Here is a 16,557-nt window from a genome sequence, read left to right as displayed (position 1 = left end):
CGGGCGGGTCACCCGTCTTGTTCCCCGTTCACCTATCCCTCGATGGGCTGTTCCCGGCCGACCTGTGGTCCCCGCCCCTCGGACTTCTCCGTATCGACATAAACGCGCGGGACGCGCGTTCCGATGCGGGTCACGATCTCGTACGCGATCGTCCCCGCCGCCTGCGCCCAGTCCTCGGCGGTGGGCTCACCCCGGTCACCGGGGCCGAACAGCACGGCCTCCGCCCCCGCCGGTGGCTCGTCGCCCCCCAGGTCGACGACGAACTGGTCCATCGCGATCCGGCCCGCGACGGTCCGCCACTTCCCGCCGATCAGCACGGGGCCGGTCCCCGAGGCGTGCCGCGGGATGCCGTCGGCGTAACCGAGCGGGACGAGGCCGAGGGTGGTCTCGCCGGGCGTGGTGTACCGGTGGCCGTAACTGACCCCGTGGCCCGCGGGCACCTGCTTGACCAGCGCCAGCGACGCCGACAGCGTCATCACCGGCCGCAGCCCGAAGTCGGCCGGCGTGCCGATCTCGGGGCTGGGCGAGATGCCGTAGAGGGCGATTCCCGTGCGGACGAGATCGAAGTGGGCCTCGGGAAGGGTCAGCGTGGCGGGCGAGTTGGCGATGTGGCGCACCTCGGGACTGACGCCCTCCCCCTCGGCGTACGACACCATCTCCCGGAAAAGCCCGAGTTGCAGGGCGACGGAGGGATGTCCGGGCTCGTCGGCGCAGGCGAAGTGCGACCACAGCCCCGTCACGCGGACGAGGCCCTCGGCCTCCGCCCCCGCCGCCGCCTCCACGAGCTCGGCCCAGTCGGCGCCGGGCTGACACCCGTTGCGCCCGAGCCCCGTGTCGGCCTTCAGCTGGACCCGCGCGGGCCGCCCCGCCTGCCGGGCGGCCTCGATGGCCTCGCGCAGGGCCCACATACCGCTCACGGAGACGTCGATGTCCGCCTCGACGGCCTCGCGCCAGGGGCCGCCGGGCGTCCACAGCCAGCACATGATCCGGACGTCCGCCGGGATGCCCTCCGCCCCGCGCAGCGCCAGGGCCTCCTCGGGCGTGGCGGTGCCCAGCCAGCCGGCGCCCGCCTCGACGGCCGCACGCGCGCACGGCAGCGCACCGTGACCGTACGCCTCGGACTTCACCACGGCCATCACGGCCGCACCGGGCGCATGGGCGCGCAGGGTCCGCACGTTGGCGCGGAGCGCGGCAAGATCGATCTCGGCGCGCCCGCGCAGCGGGGCGGTGCTCGGCAGCTGTGCAGTCGTACTCATCGCGCCCAGTCTCTCAGAGGGGTCGGACATGCCTTCGACACCGGCCCGGTGAGAGTGCCCCGCACCACCGGTCGGAAGCCTCGAGGGCCTGCGCCCCTTCCTACCCGCTCACCACGTCCCGCCACGCCCCCGGAACGGCCCCCGCCACGTCCAGCGCCCCCACCGGCGCCCCGTCCGCCGCGAACCTCCCGGCCAGCCCGTGCAGATACGCCCCCGCGCTCGCCGCGTCCCGGGTCGAGAGCCCCGCCGCCAGCAGCGACCCCGCGAGCCCCGACAGCACGTCCCCGCTCCCGGCCGTGGCCAGCCACCCCGTCCCGGTCGCGTTGACCCGTACGGGCACGCCGTCCGCCGCGTCGGCCACCAGCGTCGTGGATCCCTTCAGCAGCACGGTCGCGCCGTACCGCCCCGCCAACTCCCGCACCGCGGCGAGCCGAGCGCCCTCGACCTCTTCCCGGCTCACCCCCAGCAGCGCCGCGGCCTCCCCCGCGTGCGGCGTCATCAACGTCGGCGCGGCGCGCCTCCGTACGGCGCCGGCCTCCGCCAGCCGCAGCCCGTCCGCGTCGACCAGCACCGGCACCTCGGCCCGCAGCACCTCGTTCACCGTGTCCGCGTCGTCCCCGGCCCCCGGCCCCACGACCCAGGCCTGCACGCGCCCCGCCCGCCGGGGCCCCTGGTCCGACACCAGCGTCTCGGGGAACCGGGCGATCACCGCGTCCGCGGCGGGCCCCACGTACCGCACGGCCCCGGCCCCGCCGCGCAGCGCCCCCGCGACGGCCAGCACGGCGGCCCCCGGATACCGGGCCGACCCGGCGGCGATCCCGACGACCCCGCGCCGGTACTTGTCGCTCTCGGGCGCCGGCACGGGCAGCAGCGCGGCCACGTCCGCGTGCTGCAGGGCCTCCAACTGGGCGCTTCCGCCCGGCAGCTCCAGCCCGATGTCGACGAGCCGCACCGACCCGGCGTACTCCCGCGCGGGATCCACCAGCAGGCCCGGCTTGTGCGTCCCGAAGGTCACGGTCAGGTCCGCCCGGACGGCGGCCCCGTGCACCTCGCCCGTATCGGCGTCGACACCACTGGGCAGATCGACGGCCACCACGGCGGCCCGCGCCCGGGCGGCGGCCTCCGTCAAGGGCACGGCCTCGGCCCGCAGTCCGCCCTTTCCCCCGATCCCCACGATCCCGTCGACCACCAGGTCGGCCCGCTCGATCAGATCTTCGGCGCCTGCCACTCCCGCGACGGAACCCCCCGCCCGCCGCAGGGCGGCGAGCCCGCCCTCGTGCACCCGTTCCGGCGACAGCGGCACAGCCGTCACCCCGGCCCCCCGCCGGGCCAGCCGCGCCCCGGCGTGGAGCGCGTCGCCCCCGTTGTCCCCGCTGCCGACCAGCAGCACCACCCGCCTGCCGTACACCCGCCCCAGCAAGTCGGCGCAGGCGGCGGCGAGCCCGGCCGCCGCCCGCTGCATCAACGCCCCTTCCGGGAGCCGCGCCATCAACTCCCGCTCGGCCGCCCGAACCGTCTCCACGCTGTACGCAGTACGCATACGCCCGAGTCTCCCGCACACCCTTCGACACCGTCGTACCCAATGACGCTTTGCCACCCCGTTGCCGAAGTCACCGCTCCCGCGGCTCCCCTCCGGGCACACCGGACGACCGCACTCCTGCCGCCCTGTGATGACGAGGGAACCGGTACTACCCCTCCGCGATGACCACGGCCGACGCCACTCCCGCGTCATGGCTCAGCGACACGTGCCACGCCCGCACGCCCAGTTCGGCCGCCCGCGCGGCCACGCTGCCCTTCACCCGCAGCCGGGGCTGCCCGCTGTCCTCGACGTAGATCTCGGCGTCGGTCCAGTGCAGGCCGGCCGGGGCGCCGAGCGCCTTGGCGACCGCCTCCTTCGCGGCGAACCGTGCCGCCAGCGAGGCGACACCCCGCCGGTCCCCGCTCGGCAGCAGCAACTCGCTGTCGAGGAACAACCGGTCGGCCAGCCCCGGCGTACGTTCCAGGGACGCCCGGAAGCGGTCGATCTCGGCCACGTCGATTCCGACCCCGATGATGCTCATGCGGAGCACCCTAAGGGCGAGGCCGGGCGCCGGGGTGGAGGCGCTGGTTCCCTTGCGCACCGGCGCCCGGTGCGACACGGGTGCCCCCCGGGCGCCGAGTGACGCCCGAATTCACGCATTCGGCGCAGTTCCGGCTCGGATGGGTCACATCAGCCGACCGGGAACGCGCGAAGGGCCCGGACGGAGTCCGGGCCCTTCGACCGACGCGCGCGCCTAACCGCTTGCCGCGCCCTACCAGCGGTACCAGCGTCCGCGTCGGCCGCCTGTGCCGGTCGGCCGGACCACGAAGCCCAGCAGCCACAGCACGATCACGATGACGGCGATCCACCACAGCGCCTTCAGCGCGAAACCGGCACCAAAAAGGATCAGCGCCAGCAGAAGAACCAGAAGAAGGGGAACCATATCTATCAACCTCCAGCACGACGAGTTCCCCTTCCCCGAGCGAACAAGCACCGGGTGAACCGGTTTGTTCGGCGCACCTCAGGGAATTCTCCCGGCCTTTCGCCCGTCATGACATCGGACGCGGCCTGTTTGACCTCTCCGGTATCGGTAACCCGGACATCACCGGACGCCGTAACGACGTTGGGAAGTGGAACTCATGACTGGCAACCAGAAGGCGAAGGCCAAGGCCGAGCAGCTGAAGGGCATGGCCAAGGAGGTCCTCGGCCGCACGTCCGGCAACCGCCGCATGCGCACCGAAGGCCGCTCCAAGAGCGCCCAGGGCGACGCGCGCCAGGCCTGGGAGAAGGCGAAGGACGCCTTCCGCCACTGAGCCCGCGAGGAGACACCGCGACGGGCAGGGCTCGGGCACCCTTGGGACGGGATGCCCGAGCCCGTTCATTTCTCGGAAGTGTTCAGCGGCCCCCTATTCCACCGTCACCGACTTCGCCAGATTTCGCGGCTGGTCGACCTCATTCCCCCGCGCCGTGGCCAGTTCGCACGCGAACACCTGCAACGGCACCGTCGCCACGAGCGGCTGAAGCAGCGTCGGCGTCACCGGAATGCGGACGAGGTGGTCGGCGTACGGCACCACCGCCTCGTCCCCCTCCTCCGCGATCACGATCGTCCGCGCGCCCCGGGCCCGGATCTCCTGGATGTTGGACACGATCTTGTCGTGGATCAGCGACCGGCCCCGAGGCGAGGGGACGACGACCACCACGGGCAGGTCCTCCTCGATGAGCGCGATCGGCCCGTGCTTGAGCTCACCCGCCGCGAAGCCCTCGGCGTGCATGTAGGCGAGCTCCTTCAGCTTCAGCGCTCCCTCCAGCGCGACCGGATACCCGACGTGCCGCCCCAGGAACAGCACCGTGTCCTTGTCGGCGAGCGAGCGCGCCAGCTCCCGTACCGGCTCCATGGTCTCCAGGACCCGCTCCACCGCACCCGAGATGTGCGACAGGTCCCGGATCACGTCCTGGATCTCGTCGCCCCACTTCGTGCCGCGCACCTGACCCAGATAGAGCGCGACGAGGTAGCAGGCCACCAGTTGCGTCAGGAACGCCTTCGTGGACGCCACCGCGACCTCGGGACCGGCGTGCGTGTACAGCACCGCGTCCGACTCGCGCGGGATCGTCGAGCCGTTGGTGTTGCAGATCGCCAGCACCCGTGAGCCCTGCTCACGCGCGTGCCGCAGCGCCATCAGGGTGTCCATGGTCTCGCCGGACTGGGAGATGGCGATGACGAGCGTCTGCGGGTCCAGGATCGGATCGCGGTAGCGGAACTCGCTGGCCAGCTCGACTTCGCACGGGATGCGCGTCCAGTGCTCGATGGCGTACTTCGCGATCAGCCCCGCGTGGAAGGCCGTACCGCACGCGACGATGACGACCTTGTCGACCTCCCGCAGCACCCCCGCGGGGATCCGCACCTCGTCCAGCGTCAGCGAGCCGGTCGCGTCGATGCGCCCCAGCAACGTGTCGGCGACGGCCTTGGGCTGCTCGGCGATCTCCTTGAGCATGAAGTAGTCGTAGCCCCCCTTCTCCGCGGCCGACGCGTCCCAGTCGATGGTGTACGAACGCACCTCCGCCGGCCGCCCGTCGAAGCCGGTCACCGTCACGCCGTCGCGGCGCACCTCCACGACCTGGTCCTGACCGAGCTCGATCGCCGAGCGCGTGTGGGCGATGAACGCGGCGACGTCCGAGGCGAGGAAGGCCTCGCCCTCTCCGACGCCCACCACGAGCGGCGAGTTGCGCCGCGCCCCCACGACCACGTCCGGCTCGTCCGCGTGCACCGCGACCAACGTGAACGCCCCCTCCAGGCGCCGGCACACCAGCCGCATCGCCTCCGCGAGGTCCGCGCACGACGAGAACTCCTCGGCGAGCAGGTGGGTGACGACCTCGGTGTCGGTCTCGGAGGTCAGGTCGTGCCCCCGCTCCGCCAGTTCGGCCCGCAGGCACGCGAAGTTCTCGATGATCCCGTTGTGGACGACGGCGACCCGTCCGGCGTTGTCCAGATGCGGATGCGCGTTCGCATCCGTGGGGCCGCCGTGCGTGGCCCAGCGGGTGTGCCCGATGCCCGTCGAACCGGTCGGCAGCGGCCGTTCCACCAGCTCCTTCTCCAGGTTGACCAGCTTTCCGGCCTTCTTCGCCGCCGCCAGTCCGCCGTCCGCGAGCACGGCGACTCCCGCCGAGTCGTATCCCCGGTACTCCAGCCGCTTCAGCCCGGCCGTCACGACCTCGAGCGCCGACTGCGACCCCACGTAACCCACGATTCCGCACATGCCCGGCAGCCTACGGTCCGACAGACACCTGAAATGGCTTCCGCCTGCCCGAAATCGGAAATTCCCACGACGGTACGAACGTATCGGGGCCACCCTTACGGCCGACACCCCCGGCCGGGTCACACGCGAGAACCGGCCAACCTCCACCCGCACCCGTTGCGCCCCGGCACGGTCCCGCGGACCCCGTGGCGTGACCCACCCCACCCCCCACTTCGTTCGAACTCCGTTAACAATGGACTGTGATCTCTCCGGTCTCCCCGACGCGGAGCGCCCACCGGCCCCGGCCGGAGGCGACTCCCTACGTCGACCTCACCCGCGCCGAGTGGAGCGCGCTGCGCGACAAGACCCCGCTGCCGCTGACGGCGGAGGAAGTCGAGAAGCTGCGCGGCCTCGGCGACGTCATCGACCTCGACGAGGTACGGGACATCTACCTCCCGCTCTCCCGTCTGCTCAATCTCTACGTCGGCGCAACCGACGCCCTCAGGGGCGCCCTCAACACCTTCCTCGGCGAACAGGGCTCCCAGTCCGGCACCCCCTTCGTCATAGGCGTCGCCGGCTCGGTGGCCGTGGGCAAGTCCACGGTCGCGCGCCTGCTCCAGGCCCTGCTGTCCCGCTGGCCCGAGCACCCGCGTGTCGAACTGGTCACCACGGACGGCTTCCTGCTGCCCACCGAGGAGCTCCAGGCCCGCGGCCTGATGTCGCGCAAGGGCTTCCCCGAGTCGTACGACCGCCGCGCCCTGACCCGCTTCGTCGCCGACATCAAGGCGGGCAAGGACGAGGTCACCGCCCCCGTCTACTCCCACCTGATCTACGACATCGTCCCCGGCGAGCGGCTCGTCGTACGCCGCCCCGACATCCTGATCGTCGAGGGCCTCAACGTCCTGCAGCCGGCCCTGCCCGGCAAGGACGGCCGCACCCGCGTCGGCCTCGCCGACTACTTCGACTTCAGTGTGTACGTCGACGCCCGCCCCGAGGACATCGAGCGCTGGTATCTGAGCCGCTTCCGGAAACTGCGCGAGACCGCCTTCCAGAACCCCTCGTCGTACTTCCGCAAGTACACCCAGGTCTCCGAGGCGGAGGCCCTCGACTACGCCCGCACCACCTGGCGCACCATCAACCGCCCCAACCTCATGGAGAACGTGGCCCCCACCCGGGGCCGCGCCACCCTCATCCTCCGCAAGGGCCCGGACCACAAGGTCCAACGCCTCAGCCTGCGCAAGCTCTGACGGCTAGTCTGCCGCCATGCTGCATCTCCGGGTGATCACACCGTCCGACAAGACCGACGCCGTGATCCGCTTGATCGAGACGACCGTCGGCACCGCCCACCTGTGCGTGCTCGCGGGCGCCGCCCGCAACCCGGCCGGGGACGTGGTGACATGCGACGTGGCCCGCGAGGCGGGCGACGAACTCATCAGCGCCCTGCAGGAACTGGGTCTCGACACGACCGGCGCGATCGCCGTCGAGAACATCGACCTGTCGCTGTCCACCCGCGCCCAGCGGGCCGAGGAGGAGGCCCCGGGCGAGGCCGCGGACGCGGTGCTGTGGGAACACCTGACCGACGCGACGCACGAGGAGTCGGCCCTCTCGATCACGTACCTCGCGTTCATCACGCTGGCCACGATGATCGCGGCCTGCGGTGTCGTCCTCGACAACGCGATCCTGATCGTGGGCGCGATGGCGGTCGGCCCGGAGTTCGGCCCGCTGGCGGGCATCTCCACCGCGATGGTGCAGCGCCGGCCCCGCCTCGCGCTGCGCTCCCTGGTCGCGCTGCTGGTGGGCTTCGCGGTGGCGATGGCGGTGACGGTGGCCTTCAGCCTCTTCATGGACGCCGTGGGCCTGTTCACGGAACAGAAGCTGGAGGGCGACCGGCCGCAGACCGGCTTCGTCTACGCCCCCGACTGGTTCTCCTTCGTGGTGGCGGTGCTGGCGGGCGCCGCCGGCACGCTGTCCCTGACGTCCGCCAAGTCCGGCGCCCTGGTGGGCGTCGCCATCTCCGTCACGACCGTCCCGGCCGCCGCCAACGCGGCGGTCGCCTTCAGCTACGGCGACACGGAACAGACCGTCGGCTCCACCGAACAGCTGCTGCTCAACCTGCTGGGCATCATGCTCGCCGGCACGCTCACCCTGCTGGCCCAGAAGTGGTTCTGGTCCACACGGCGAATGAGCCGCAAGAAAGCCGCCTAGGCGGCGACGCCGCCGGGGGCGCGGGGCTCTGCCGACGAGCGGCTCCGCCGGGGGCGAGACCATGCCGGCCTCCGCGGTGCCGCCCGCCTCCGTCACCGCCGCCACCGACGGCCACCGACACCACTGACGACCACCGACGGAGCCACGGCCGACCCGCGGCCCGCCGACAACAGAACCCCCCGCCGAAGAAAGAAACCCCGGCCGACGACGGAACCCCGCCCCCGACCGCAACGACGGCGGCTAACCCAACGCCGACTTCACGGCGTCAGCCAGCCGCCCCGCCACCGACCGGGCCTGATCGATGTCCGCGGCCTCGACCATCACGCGCACGAGCGGCTCGGTCCCGGACGGCCGCAGCAGCACCCGCCCGGTGGCCCCCAGCTCCCGCTCCGCCTCGGCGACAGCGGCCGCCAGGTCCGCGGACGTCCCGACCCGGGACTTGTCCACGTCCGGAACGTTGATCAGCACCTGCGGCAGCCGCTCCATCACACCGGCCAGCTCCCGCAGCGAGCGCCCGCTCTGCGCGACCCGCGCCGCCAGCAGCAGCCCGGTGAGCGTGCCGTCCCCGGTCGTCGCGTGGTCGAGGATGATCACGTGGCCGGACTGCTCGCCGCCGAGGGCGTACCCGTGCTCCTTCATCTCCTCCAGCACGTACCGGTCGCCGACCGCCGTCTGGACCAGCTGGATCCCCTCGCGCTCCATGGCGAGCTTGAAGCCGAGATTCGACATCACGGTCGCGACAACGGTGCCGGAGCGCAGTGCGGAACGCTCCCGCATCGCCAGCGCGAGCACGGCCAGGATCTGGTCGCCGTCCACCTCCGCACCGGTGTGGTCCACGGCGAGGCACCGGTCCGCGTCCCCGTCGTGCGCGACGCCGAAGTCGGCCCCGTGTTCGACGACCGCGGCCTTCAGCTGCTCCAGGTGCGTCGACCCGCACCCGTCGTTGATGTTCAGCCCGTCCGGCTCGGCCCCGATCGTGACGACCTCGGCCCCGGCCCGCGCGAAGGCCTCCGGCGACACCCGCGCCGCCGCGCCGTGCGCCTCGTCCAGGACGATCTTCAGCCCGTCGAGCCGGTTCGGCAGGACGCCGACGAGGTGGGCGACGTACTGGTCGGAGCCCTCCTCGTAGTCGCGGACGCGACCCACTCCGGAACCGGTCGGCCGCTCCCAGGGCTCACCGCGCCGGTGCTCCTCGTACACGGACTCGATCCGGTCCTCGATGTCGTCCGGCAGCTTGTGCCCGCCCCGCGCGAAGAACTTGATGCCGTTGTCCGGCATGGCGTTGTGGCTGGCGGAGAGCATGACACCGAGGTCCGCCCCCAGGGCGCCGGTGAGATACGCCACTGCCGGCGTCGGCAGCACGCCGACGCGCAGGACGTCCACGCCCGCGCTGGCAAGACCCGCGACCACTGCGGCTTCCAGGAACTCCCCGGACGCGCGCGGGTCACGCCCCACCACCGCCGTCGGGCGGTGGCCCGCGAAGGTGCCCGCCTCGGCCAGCACGTGGGCCGCCGCTACGGACAGACCGAGCGCCATCTCGGCCGTCAGATCCGCGTTGGCGACACCGCGTACGCCGTCCGTGCCGAAGAGTCGTCCCACTTGTCCTCCTGAGGAAACATCAGTTCCGGTAGCCCTGCGAGCGCGGCCCGCGCATGCGGCTTCCGTGTCTCAGGCATTCGATGCCTGACCATCCGATCACACAAGACTTTGAGCGTCTTGTGCCGTTATACGCCTGTGTCTGTGATAAACGAACGCCCCGGCGGCACCATGGCGTGCCGTCGGGGCGTTCGGAGTGCAGCCCGCGCTTAGCGCTTGCTGTACTGCGGAGCCTTGCGGGCCTTCTTCAGACCGGCCTTCTTGCGCTCGACCGCACGGTCGTCGCGGCGCAGGAAGCCCGCCTTCTTCAGCGGACCGCGGTTGTTGTCGACGTCGGCCTCGTTCAGCGCACGGGCGACACCGAGACGGAGCGCACCGGCCTGACCGGAGACGCCGCCACCGGCGATACGGGCGATGACGTCGTAGCGGCCCTCGAGCTCGAGCACCTTGAAGGGCTCGTTGACCTCCTGCTGGTGCACCTTGTTCGGGAAGTAGTCCTCGAGGGTGCGACCGTTGATCTTCCACTTGCCGGAGCCCGGAACGATCCGGACGCGGGCAATGGCGTTCTTGCGGCGGCCCAGGCCGGCGGCCGGCTGGGGCTCGCCGAAGCGGGAGGCCATGGACTCCGAGGTGTACTCGCCCTCGACGGGAACCTCGGACTCGGTGGTGTAGCTGTCGATGTCAAGCTCTTCGAGCGGCTGCTCGGCAGTGGTCTCGGCCACGATTCTCCTCAGATTCTCTTCGGTCTTAGGGGGTGGCCGGACTTACTGCGCGACCTGGGTGATCTCGAACGGAACCGGCTGCTGGGCAGCGTGGGGGTGGTTCGCGCCGCGGTAGACCTTCAGCTTCGTGAGCATCTGACGGCCCAGGGTGTTCTTGGGGAGCATGCCCTTGACGGCCTTCTCGATGGCCTTCTCGGGGTTCTTGTCGAGCAGCTCGTCGTAACGGACGGAGCGCAGACCACCCGGGTAACCGGAGTGGCGGTACGCCATCTTCTGGGTCCGCTTGTTGCCGGAGAGGTGCACCTTGTCGGCGTTGATGATGATGACGAAGTCACCAGCGTCGACGTGCGGCGCGTAGATCGGCTTGTGCTTGCCCCGGAGGAGGGTGGCGGCAGTGGTGGCGAGTCGACCCAGGACGACGTCCTGAGCGTCGATGACGTGCCACTGGCGCGTCACATCGCCGGGCTTGGGGCTGTACGTACGCACGGTTCGTAGCCTTCGCTTCGAGTGAATGGTCCTAGACAAGGTCACCGAAACGATCACGACAGCCCTGACCGCACTGCGGTGACGCAAACCGCGTGCTGGTCGCTGGTCATCGGCCCGGTGGACCGGTGTAAGGGCCCGTCCCGTGAGAATGAGCAAGCCAATACACAACGAACAAGCAGGATACCCGTGGCGTGTCCACACGGTCAAAACGGGTGGACGACGGCCGGGAAGCCCGTTGCGCGCCCCATCTTACGGCCGCCGGTCACAGCCTCGTCCGCCCGCCCCGCACGGCCACGGCCACCACACAGAACGTGAGCGCCCGCCGCACGCGCCAACGCGCCCGCGCCGAGCAGCAACGCGGCACGACCAGCAGCAGAAGATCGTACGAGGGCCCCGCCACCCGCGTCCCGGAGAGCGCCACGCCCACCGCGATCTCGACGAGCACCCCCCACAGGCCGCCCGCGACCCTTCGTACCAACCACCCACAGATGCCGTATTTGCCCGTGCTCATGGAGCGAACGCTAGGGCTTCCAGGGCTCGTTGAGACGGACCAGCACACCCCTCGGCCCGTCTAAACTGCGCCCCATGAGCTATGGGCAGGGGGGACCCCAGTCTCAGTGGGATCCCTGGAAACCGCATTCGCAGCAGCCCTGGAACAGCGGCAGCGACCAGACACCGGACTGGGCCGCGCTCGCCGAGGCGTCCGAGGCGCGCCACAAGCGACGCCGGCTGCTGTTCATCGGCGGCGGCGCGCTCGCGACCGTCGCGGTCGGCACCGCCGTGGCGGTGGCCGTCGTGTCCGCGAACGGCAACAGCCAGGCCTCGAACAATCCGGCCTCCCGGCTGCCCGCGACCGCCGACATCCCGGGCGAGTCCACCGGCCCGGAGCCGTCCTTCGCGCCGACCAGCGCCCCGCCGCCGCTGGATCCGAAGGACTTCGTCTCCAGCAAGACCAAGGACACCGCCCCGCTCAGCGCGACCGGCCTCTTTCCCGGCACCCAGCTGACCATGGGCGAGACCGTCTACAAGAAGGGCCCGACGGCCGACACCAAGAACTGCGCCTCGGCCGCCGCGGGCACGCTTCCCAAGGTCCTCACCGCCAACGGCTGCACCCGTGTGCTGCGTGTCTCCTACACCAAGGACGGCATCGCGGTGACGGTCGGCGTGGCCGTCTTCGACACCGAGGCCCAGGCGGCGAAGGCCAAGAAGCAGGCGGACAGCAAGAGCATCGTGGAGTCCCTGTCCGGGGGCGGCGTCAAGGCGTTCTGCAACGCCGCCGTCTGCCGCTCCACGACCAACTCCTACGGCCGCTACGCCTACTTCACCCTGGCCGGCTTCACCAACGGCAACGACGTGACCCCCAAGGACACGGCGGTCTTCTCCACCGGCGACGACCTGGCGGAGTTCACCTTCCGTCAGATCCGCCGGCGCGGCGAGGCCCAGGCGTCGGCGGCGGCGAACGAGTAGGACGCCGGGCCGGCGTCACCGGCCCCGGCAGGGCCGCACCGGCGCCGGTGACGGGGAGCGCCCGTCAGCAGCAGCCCGCGGTCGGCAGCGACCGCCTGTTACGGGCCTCCTTGTTGCGCGCGGCCAGCCGGTCGTCCGCCGGGTAGCCGACCTCCTCGAGCGTCAGCCCGTGCGGCCGTACGACATGCACCGCCGAGTCCCGTACGCCGGCGGCGAGCACCTTGCCCGGCCAGTCCGGCGGGCGGTGCCCGTCCCCCACGAACAGCAGCGCGCCGATCAGCGAGCGCACCATGTTGTGGCAGAAGGCGTCGGCCCGCACGGTCGCGGTGACGATGCCGTCATCGCCGCGCACGAGGCTCAGTTCCTGCAGCGTCCGGATGGTCGTGGCGCCCTCCCGCTTCTTGCAGTAGGCGGCGAAGTCGTGCTCCCCCAGGAGCCGTCGGGCCGCCTCGTTCATCGCGTCGACGTCGAGCGGCCAGTCGTGCCAGAGCACGTGGCCCCGCAGCAGCGGGTCGACCCCGCCGGGGTTGTCGGTGACGCGGTAGGCGTACCGCCGCCAGACCGCCGAGAAGCGCGCGTTGAAGCCGACCGGAGCCTCCCGCAGGGCCCACACCCGCACGTCCCTGGGCAGCCGCCCGGCGAGCCGCTTGAGCAGCTTCCCGTTCTGCTCCGCCCATACCTCCCGCGGCAGATCGACATGCGCGACCTGGCCCCGCGCGTGCACCCCGGCGTCGGTCCGCCCCGCGACCGTCAGCTCATAGGTCTCCCGGGACCGGGTCACCGTCCGCAGCGCGTCCTCGATCTCACCCTGCACGGTCCGCTTCCCACCGGCCTGCTTGGCCCAGCCGTGGAAGTCGCCCCCGTCGTACGACAGGTCGAGACGGACACGCACGTAACCGGGCGCTGCTTCATCACTCACGTACAGATCCTCTCAGCAACACGAGAGCGGGCCCGCTCCTCGAAAGGAACGGGCCCGCCAACGCCCTGAAGGGGCAGAACGCTCAGGCGTCCTTCGACTCCTCGGCCGGAGCCTCGGCGGCGTCCTCGGCCTTGGTCGTGTCGACCTTGGCCTCAGCAGCCTCGGCGGCCTCCGCGTCCTTGGCGGCACGCTTCGTCGCGGCCTCGGCCTCACCCGTCGCCTGCTGCGCGACCGTCAGCGCCTCGACCAGCTCGATGACAGCCATGGGCGCGTTGTCGCCACGGCGGTTGCCGATCTTGGTGATGCGGGTGTAGCCACCCGGACGGTTCTCGTAGCGCGGGCCGATCTCGGTGAAGAGCGTGTGGACGACGCCCTTGTCCGTGATGACCTGGAGCACCTGACGGCGGTTGTGAAGGTCGCCCTTCTTCGCCTTGGTGATCAGACGCTCGGCGTACGGGCGCAGGCGGCGGGCCTTCGCCTCGGTCGTGGTGATCTTGCCGTGCTCGAAGAGCGACTTCGCGAGGTTCGCGAGGAGCAGCTTCTCGTGCGCGGCGCTGCCGCCCAGACGGGCACCCTTGGTGGGCTTCGGCATGGTTCTTCTCCTGTGTGTCTGCCCCGGCCGTATCAGGTACCGAGGTCAGTATCCGAGCAGGCGGTCGCCTGTCGGAGATCCGGTCGCTTCACAGCGCCCGGAAGGGCCCGCGCCCCCTGAGGGGCGCGGGGAACTGCGCGACCGGCCACAGCCGGTCCGCAGCCGAAGACCGATCAGTACTGCTCGGTCTCCACGAATCCGGCGTCCGCGTCGTCGTCCGCGCCGAAGGCGTCGGCGGCGGCGGTCGGGTCGAATCCGGGCGGGCTGTCCTTCAGGGCCAGGCCCATGCCGGCCAGCTTCGCCTTGACCTCGTCGATCGACTTCGCACCGAAGTTGCGGATGTCGAGCAGGTCGGCCTCGGAACGCGCGACGAGCTCACCCACGGAGTGGATGCCCTCACGCTTGAGGCAGTTGTACGACCGAACGGTGAGCTCCAGCTCCTCGATCGGCAGCGCAAGGTCGGCGGCGAGGGCGGCGTCCGTCGGGGACGGACCCATGTCGATGCCCTCGGCGTCGATGTTCAGCTCACGCGCGAGGCCGAACAGCTCGACCAGCGTCTTACCGGCGGACGCCATGGCGTCGCGCGGCCGCATGGCCTGCTTGGTCTCGACGTCGACGATCAGCTTGTCGAAGTCGGTGCGCTGCTCGACACGCGTGGCCTCGACCTTGTACGTGACCTTGAGCACCGGCGAGTAGATGGAGTCGACCGGGATACGGCCGATCTCCTGGCCCACCTGCTTGTTCTGCACGGCGGAGACGTAACCGCGGCCACGCTCGACCGTCAGCTCCATCTCCAGCTTGCCCTTGCCGTTGAGCGTGGCGAGGACGAGGTCGGGGTTGTGCACCTCGACACCGGCCGGGGGCGCGATGTCGGCGGCGGTGACCAGACCCGGGCCCTGCTTGCGCAGGTACATCACGACCGGCTCGTCGTGCTCCGAGGAGACGACCAGCTGCTTGATGTTGAGGATCAGGTCGGTGACGTCCTCCTTGACGCCCGGCACGGTGGTGAACTCGTGCAGCACGCCGTCGATGCGGATGGACGTGACCGCCGCACCCGGGATCGAGGAGAGGAGGGTCCGGCGGAGGGAGTTGCCGAGGGTATAGCCGAAGCCCGGCTCCAGCGGCTCGATCACGAACCGGGAGCGGAACTCGTCGACGACCTCTTCGGTCAACGAGGGACGCTGAGCGATCAGCATGTGTGGATCAGATCCTTCAGTCGTGGGCGCCCGCTATTTGACGCCCGACTTGAACCGCCCCCGACGAAGAAGAGGCGGGTACTGCAAGGGTACGGGCGATACGGCCCTTTTATGGGGCCGTACCGCCCGGAACCACAGTCTGCGCGAAGCAGCCTCGCGTCAGACGCGGCGGCGCTTGGGCGGACGGCAGCCGTTGTGCGGGGTCGGGGTGACGTCCTGGATGGAGCCCACCTCGAGACCGGTCGCCTGGAGCGAACGGATGGCGGTCTCACGACCGGAACCCGGGCCCTTGACGAACACGTCGACCTTGCGCATGCCGTGCTCCTGGGCGCGGCGGGCGGCCGACTCGGCGGCCATCTGCGCGGCGAACGGCGTGGACTTCCGGGAGCCCTTGAAGCCGACGTGGCCGGCGGAGGCCCAGGAGATCACGTTGCCGGACGGGTCCGTGATGGAGACGATCGTGTTGTTGAACGTGCTCTTGATGTGCGCGTGGCCGTGAGCGACGTTCTTCTTTTCCTTGCGGCGCACCTTCTTGGCAGCGCCCTGACGTCCCTTGGGGGGCATCTCTTAACTCCTACGGAGGTGGTCGGTCCTACAGCGAAGACCGTGGACGGTGGTCCGCTGCGGACTACTTCTTGCCCGGCTTCTTCTTGCCGGCGATGGCGCGACGCGGGCCCTTGCGGGTACGGGCGTTCGTGCTGGTGCGCTGACCGCGGACGGGCAGACCACGACGGTGACGGAGACCCTGGTAGGTACCGATCTCGACCTTGCGGCGGATGTCGGCCTGGATCTCGCGACGGAGGTCACCCTCGGTCTTGATGTTGTTGTCGACGTACTCGCGGATCGCGACCAGCTGCTCTTCGCTGAGGTCACGGACGCGGGTGTTCGGGTCGATGCCCGTGGCAGCCAGCGTCTGCTGCGAGAGAGTCCGGCCGATGCCGAACACGTACGTGAGGGCGATCTCCACGCGCTTTTCGCGCGGGATGTCGACACCGGAAACGCGTGCCATTCAATGGCTCCTGGTGATCTTCGGAGGTCTTCCGCAGGACCGGTTCCCAGCCGCCGTATCAGGTACGGACTGGGTCCCCGGCCTCCGACCGGGGGTGTCGAGCCGCGATGGGGCTCGGGCCCTGCGTATGAACAAATTCAGCTCGCGTCGCGCGAATCTCTGCGATAGCGGTGCAGAGGGAGAGGTCGTGCGGTCAGCCCTGGCGCTGCTTGTGGCGCGGGTTGTCGCAGATGACCATGACCCGGCCGTGACGGCGGATCACCCTGCACTTGTCGCAGATCTTCTTGACGCTCGGCTTGACCTTCATGGGGTGAGGTTCTCCGGGTCAGTGCCATCACCCCGGCGGAACCGGGGCGC

The 16,557-nt window shown here is 70.8% G+C and carries 19 protein-coding genes; 4 read left to right on the top strand and 15 right to left on the bottom strand.

Annotation, left to right across the window (positions count from 1 at the left end; all coding sequences use genetic code 11):
- Nucleotides 1–32: 32 nt before the first annotated feature.
- The 4 genes from alr to IPT68_RS21670 form a co-directional block, all read right to left on the bottom strand.
- A complete protein-coding gene (gene alr / locus IPT68_RS21685) occupies nt 33–1,256 on the bottom strand; it encodes an alanine racemase (protein WP_189700550.1) in 1,224 nt (407 codons plus the stop codon).
- 100 nt (nt 1,257–1,356) lie between these two features.
- Complete coding sequence (locus IPT68_RS21680; protein WP_189700551.1) at nt 1,357–2,796, bottom strand: NAD(P)H-hydrate dehydratase; 1,440 nt, start codon at nt 2,794–2,796, stop codon at nt 1,357–1,359.
- A 148-nt stretch (nt 2,797–2,944) separates the two neighbouring features.
- Nucleotides 2,945–3,316, bottom strand: a complete 372-nt coding sequence (locus IPT68_RS21675; protein ID WP_189700552.1) for a holo-ACP synthase — start codon at nt 3,314–3,316, stop codon at nt 2,945–2,947.
- A gap of 231 nt (nt 3,317–3,547) precedes the next feature.
- Nucleotides 3,548–3,718: a hydrophobic protein gene (locus IPT68_RS21670; protein WP_189700553.1), complete on the bottom strand. Its 171-nt coding sequence runs from the start codon at nt 3,716–3,718 to the stop codon at nt 3,548–3,550.
- A gap of 196 nt (nt 3,719–3,914) precedes the next feature.
- Between IPT68_RS21670 and IPT68_RS21665 the strand changes: the two genes are divergently transcribed.
- A complete protein-coding gene (locus tag IPT68_RS21665; protein ID WP_189700554.1) occupies nt 3,915–4,088 on the top strand; it encodes a CsbD family protein in 174 nt (57 codons plus the stop codon).
- 93 nt (nt 4,089–4,181) lie between these two features.
- On the opposite strand, the gene glmS is transcribed toward IPT68_RS21665, so the two are convergent.
- A complete protein-coding gene (gene glmS / locus IPT68_RS21660) occupies nt 4,182–6,029 on the bottom strand; it encodes a glutamine--fructose-6-phosphate transaminase (isomerizing) (RefSeq protein ID WP_189700555.1) in 1,848 nt (615 codons plus the stop codon).
- 239 nt (nt 6,030–6,268) lie between these two features.
- On the opposite strand from glmS, the gene coaA reads away from it, so the two are divergent.
- Together coaA and IPT68_RS21650 are read left to right on the top strand one after the other, a co-directional pair.
- Nucleotides 6,269–7,255 carry a type I pantothenate kinase gene (gene coaA, locus IPT68_RS21655; RefSeq protein WP_189700556.1) on the top strand — a complete coding sequence of 329 codons (987 nt, stop codon included), beginning with the start codon at nt 6,269–6,271 and terminating at the stop codon, nt 7,253–7,255.
- Between the two features lie 16 nt (nt 7,256–7,271).
- On the top strand, nt 7,272–8,213 hold the full coding sequence (locus tag IPT68_RS21650) for a DUF389 domain-containing protein (RefSeq protein ID WP_189700557.1): 942 nt from the start codon (nt 7,272–7,274) through the stop codon (nt 8,211–8,213).
- A 240-nt stretch (nt 8,214–8,453) separates the two neighbouring features.
- On the opposite strand, the gene glmM is transcribed toward IPT68_RS21650, so the two are convergent.
- The 4 genes from glmM to IPT68_RS21630 form a co-directional block, all read right to left on the bottom strand.
- On the bottom strand, nt 8,454–9,812 hold the full coding sequence (glmM, locus tag IPT68_RS21645) for a phosphoglucosamine mutase (protein WP_189700558.1): 1,359 nt from the start codon (nt 9,810–9,812) through the stop codon (nt 8,454–8,456).
- Between the two features lie 206 nt (nt 9,813–10,018).
- Entirely contained in the window at nt 10,019–10,531 is a 513-nt protein-coding gene (gene rpsI / locus IPT68_RS21640) for a 30S ribosomal protein S9 (protein WP_129799256.1), read from the bottom strand.
- A gap of 42 nt (nt 10,532–10,573) precedes the next feature.
- Nucleotides 10,574–11,017, bottom strand: coding sequence for a 50S ribosomal protein L13 (gene rplM, locus IPT68_RS21635; protein WP_189700559.1), 444 nt, complete (start codon nt 11,015–11,017; stop codon nt 10,574–10,576).
- Nucleotides 11,018–11,279: 262 nt separating this feature from the next.
- The gene (locus IPT68_RS21630) at nt 11,280–11,528 is read right to left on the bottom strand and encodes a hypothetical protein (protein WP_189700560.1); all 249 of its coding nucleotides are present in this window, start codon (nt 11,526–11,528) and stop codon (nt 11,280–11,282) included.
- Nucleotides 11,529–11,602: 74 nt separating this feature from the next.
- Between IPT68_RS21630 and IPT68_RS21625 the strand changes: the two genes are divergently transcribed.
- The gene (locus IPT68_RS21625) at nt 11,603–12,484 is read left to right on the top strand and encodes a hypothetical protein (RefSeq protein WP_189700561.1); all 882 of its coding nucleotides are present in this window, start codon (nt 11,603–11,605) and stop codon (nt 12,482–12,484) included.
- Nucleotides 12,485–12,548: 64 nt separating this feature from the next.
- On the opposite strand, the gene truA is transcribed toward IPT68_RS21625, so the two are convergent.
- The 6 genes from truA to rpmJ form a co-directional block, all read right to left on the bottom strand.
- Nucleotides 12,549–13,403, bottom strand: a complete 855-nt coding sequence (gene truA / locus IPT68_RS21620; RefSeq protein WP_189700562.1) for a tRNA pseudouridine(38-40) synthase TruA — start codon at nt 13,401–13,403, stop codon at nt 12,549–12,551.
- An 82-nt stretch (nt 13,404–13,485) separates the two neighbouring features.
- On the bottom strand, nt 13,486–13,995 hold the full coding sequence (rplQ, locus tag IPT68_RS21615) for a 50S ribosomal protein L17 (protein WP_189700563.1): 510 nt from the start codon (nt 13,993–13,995) through the stop codon (nt 13,486–13,488).
- A 173-nt stretch (nt 13,996–14,168) separates the two neighbouring features.
- Nucleotides 14,169–15,191, bottom strand: coding sequence for a DNA-directed RNA polymerase subunit alpha (locus tag IPT68_RS21610; protein ID WP_003966937.1), 1,023 nt, complete (start codon nt 15,189–15,191; stop codon nt 14,169–14,171).
- A gap of 159 nt (nt 15,192–15,350) precedes the next feature.
- The gene (gene rpsK, locus IPT68_RS21605) at nt 15,351–15,755 is read right to left on the bottom strand and encodes a 30S ribosomal protein S11 (RefSeq protein ID WP_003956432.1); all 405 of its coding nucleotides are present in this window, start codon (nt 15,753–15,755) and stop codon (nt 15,351–15,353) included.
- 64 nt (nt 15,756–15,819) lie between these two features.
- Nucleotides 15,820–16,200 (bottom strand): 30S ribosomal protein S13, encoded by a 381-nt coding sequence (rpsM, locus tag IPT68_RS21600; protein WP_189700564.1) that lies wholly within the window; start codon nt 16,198–16,200, stop codon nt 15,820–15,822.
- A 193-nt stretch (nt 16,201–16,393) separates the two neighbouring features.
- Nucleotides 16,394–16,507, bottom strand: a complete 114-nt coding sequence (gene rpmJ / locus IPT68_RS21595) for a 50S ribosomal protein L36 (RefSeq protein ID WP_003974245.1) — start codon at nt 16,505–16,507, stop codon at nt 16,394–16,396.
- Nucleotides 16,508–16,557 lie beyond the last annotated feature (50 nt).

The sequence above is a fragment of the Streptomyces chromofuscus genome (assembly GCF_015160875.1).
GTDB lineage: Bacteria > Actinomycetota > Actinomycetes > Streptomycetales > Streptomycetaceae > Streptomyces > Streptomyces chromofuscus.
The sequence above is the reverse complement of the archived record's forward strand: the minus strand, read 5'-3'. Positions and strand labels throughout refer to the sequence as shown.

Bases quoted from the DNA above. Each gene is read 5' to 3' on its own strand.
- IPT68_RS21630 (WP_189700560.1), bottom strand. From the start codon at position 11,528: ATGAGCACGGGCAAATACGGCATCTGTGGGTGGTTGGTACGAAGGGTC.
- glmS (WP_189700555.1), bottom strand. From the start codon at position 6,029: ATGTGCGGAATCGTGGGTTACGTGGGGTCGCAGTCGGCGCTCGAGGTC.
- IPT68_RS21665 (WP_189700554.1), top strand. From the start codon at position 3,915: ATGACTGGCAACCAGAAGGCGAAGGCCAAGGCCGAGCAGCTGAAGGGC.
- rpsM (WP_189700564.1), bottom strand. From the start codon at position 16,200: ATGGCACGCGTTTCCGGTGTCGACATCCCGCGCGAAAAGCGCGTGGAG.
- rpmJ (WP_003974245.1), bottom strand. From the start codon at position 16,507: ATGAAGGTCAAGCCGAGCGTCAAGAAGATCTGCGACAAGTGCAGGGTG.
- IPT68_RS21650 (WP_189700557.1), top strand. From the start codon at position 7,272: ATGCTGCATCTCCGGGTGATCACACCGTCCGACAAGACCGACGCCGTG.
- rplQ (WP_189700563.1), bottom strand. From the start codon at position 13,995: ATGCCGAAGCCCACCAAGGGTGCCCGTCTGGGCGGCAGCGCCGCGCAC.
- IPT68_RS21610 (WP_003966937.1), bottom strand. From the start codon at position 15,191: ATGCTGATCGCTCAGCGTCCCTCGTTGACCGAAGAGGTCGTCGACGAG.
- IPT68_RS21680 (WP_189700551.1), bottom strand. From the start codon at position 2,796: ATGCGTACTGCGTACAGCGTGGAGACGGTTCGGGCGGCCGAGCGGGAG.
- alr (WP_189700550.1), bottom strand. From the start codon at position 1,256: ATGAGTACGACTGCACAGCTGCCGAGCACCGCCCCGCTGCGCGGGCGC.
- IPT68_RS21675 (WP_189700552.1), bottom strand. From the start codon at position 3,316: ATGAGCATCATCGGGGTCGGAATCGACGTGGCCGAGATCGACCGCTTC.
- IPT68_RS21625 (WP_189700561.1), top strand. From the start codon at position 11,603: ATGAGCTATGGGCAGGGGGGACCCCAGTCTCAGTGGGATCCCTGGAAA.
- IPT68_RS21670 (WP_189700553.1), bottom strand. From the start codon at position 3,718: ATGGTTCCCCTTCTTCTGGTTCTTCTGCTGGCGCTGATCCTTTTTGGT.
- rpsK (WP_003956432.1), bottom strand. From the start codon at position 15,755: ATGCCCCCCAAGGGACGTCAGGGCGCTGCCAAGAAGGTGCGCCGCAAG.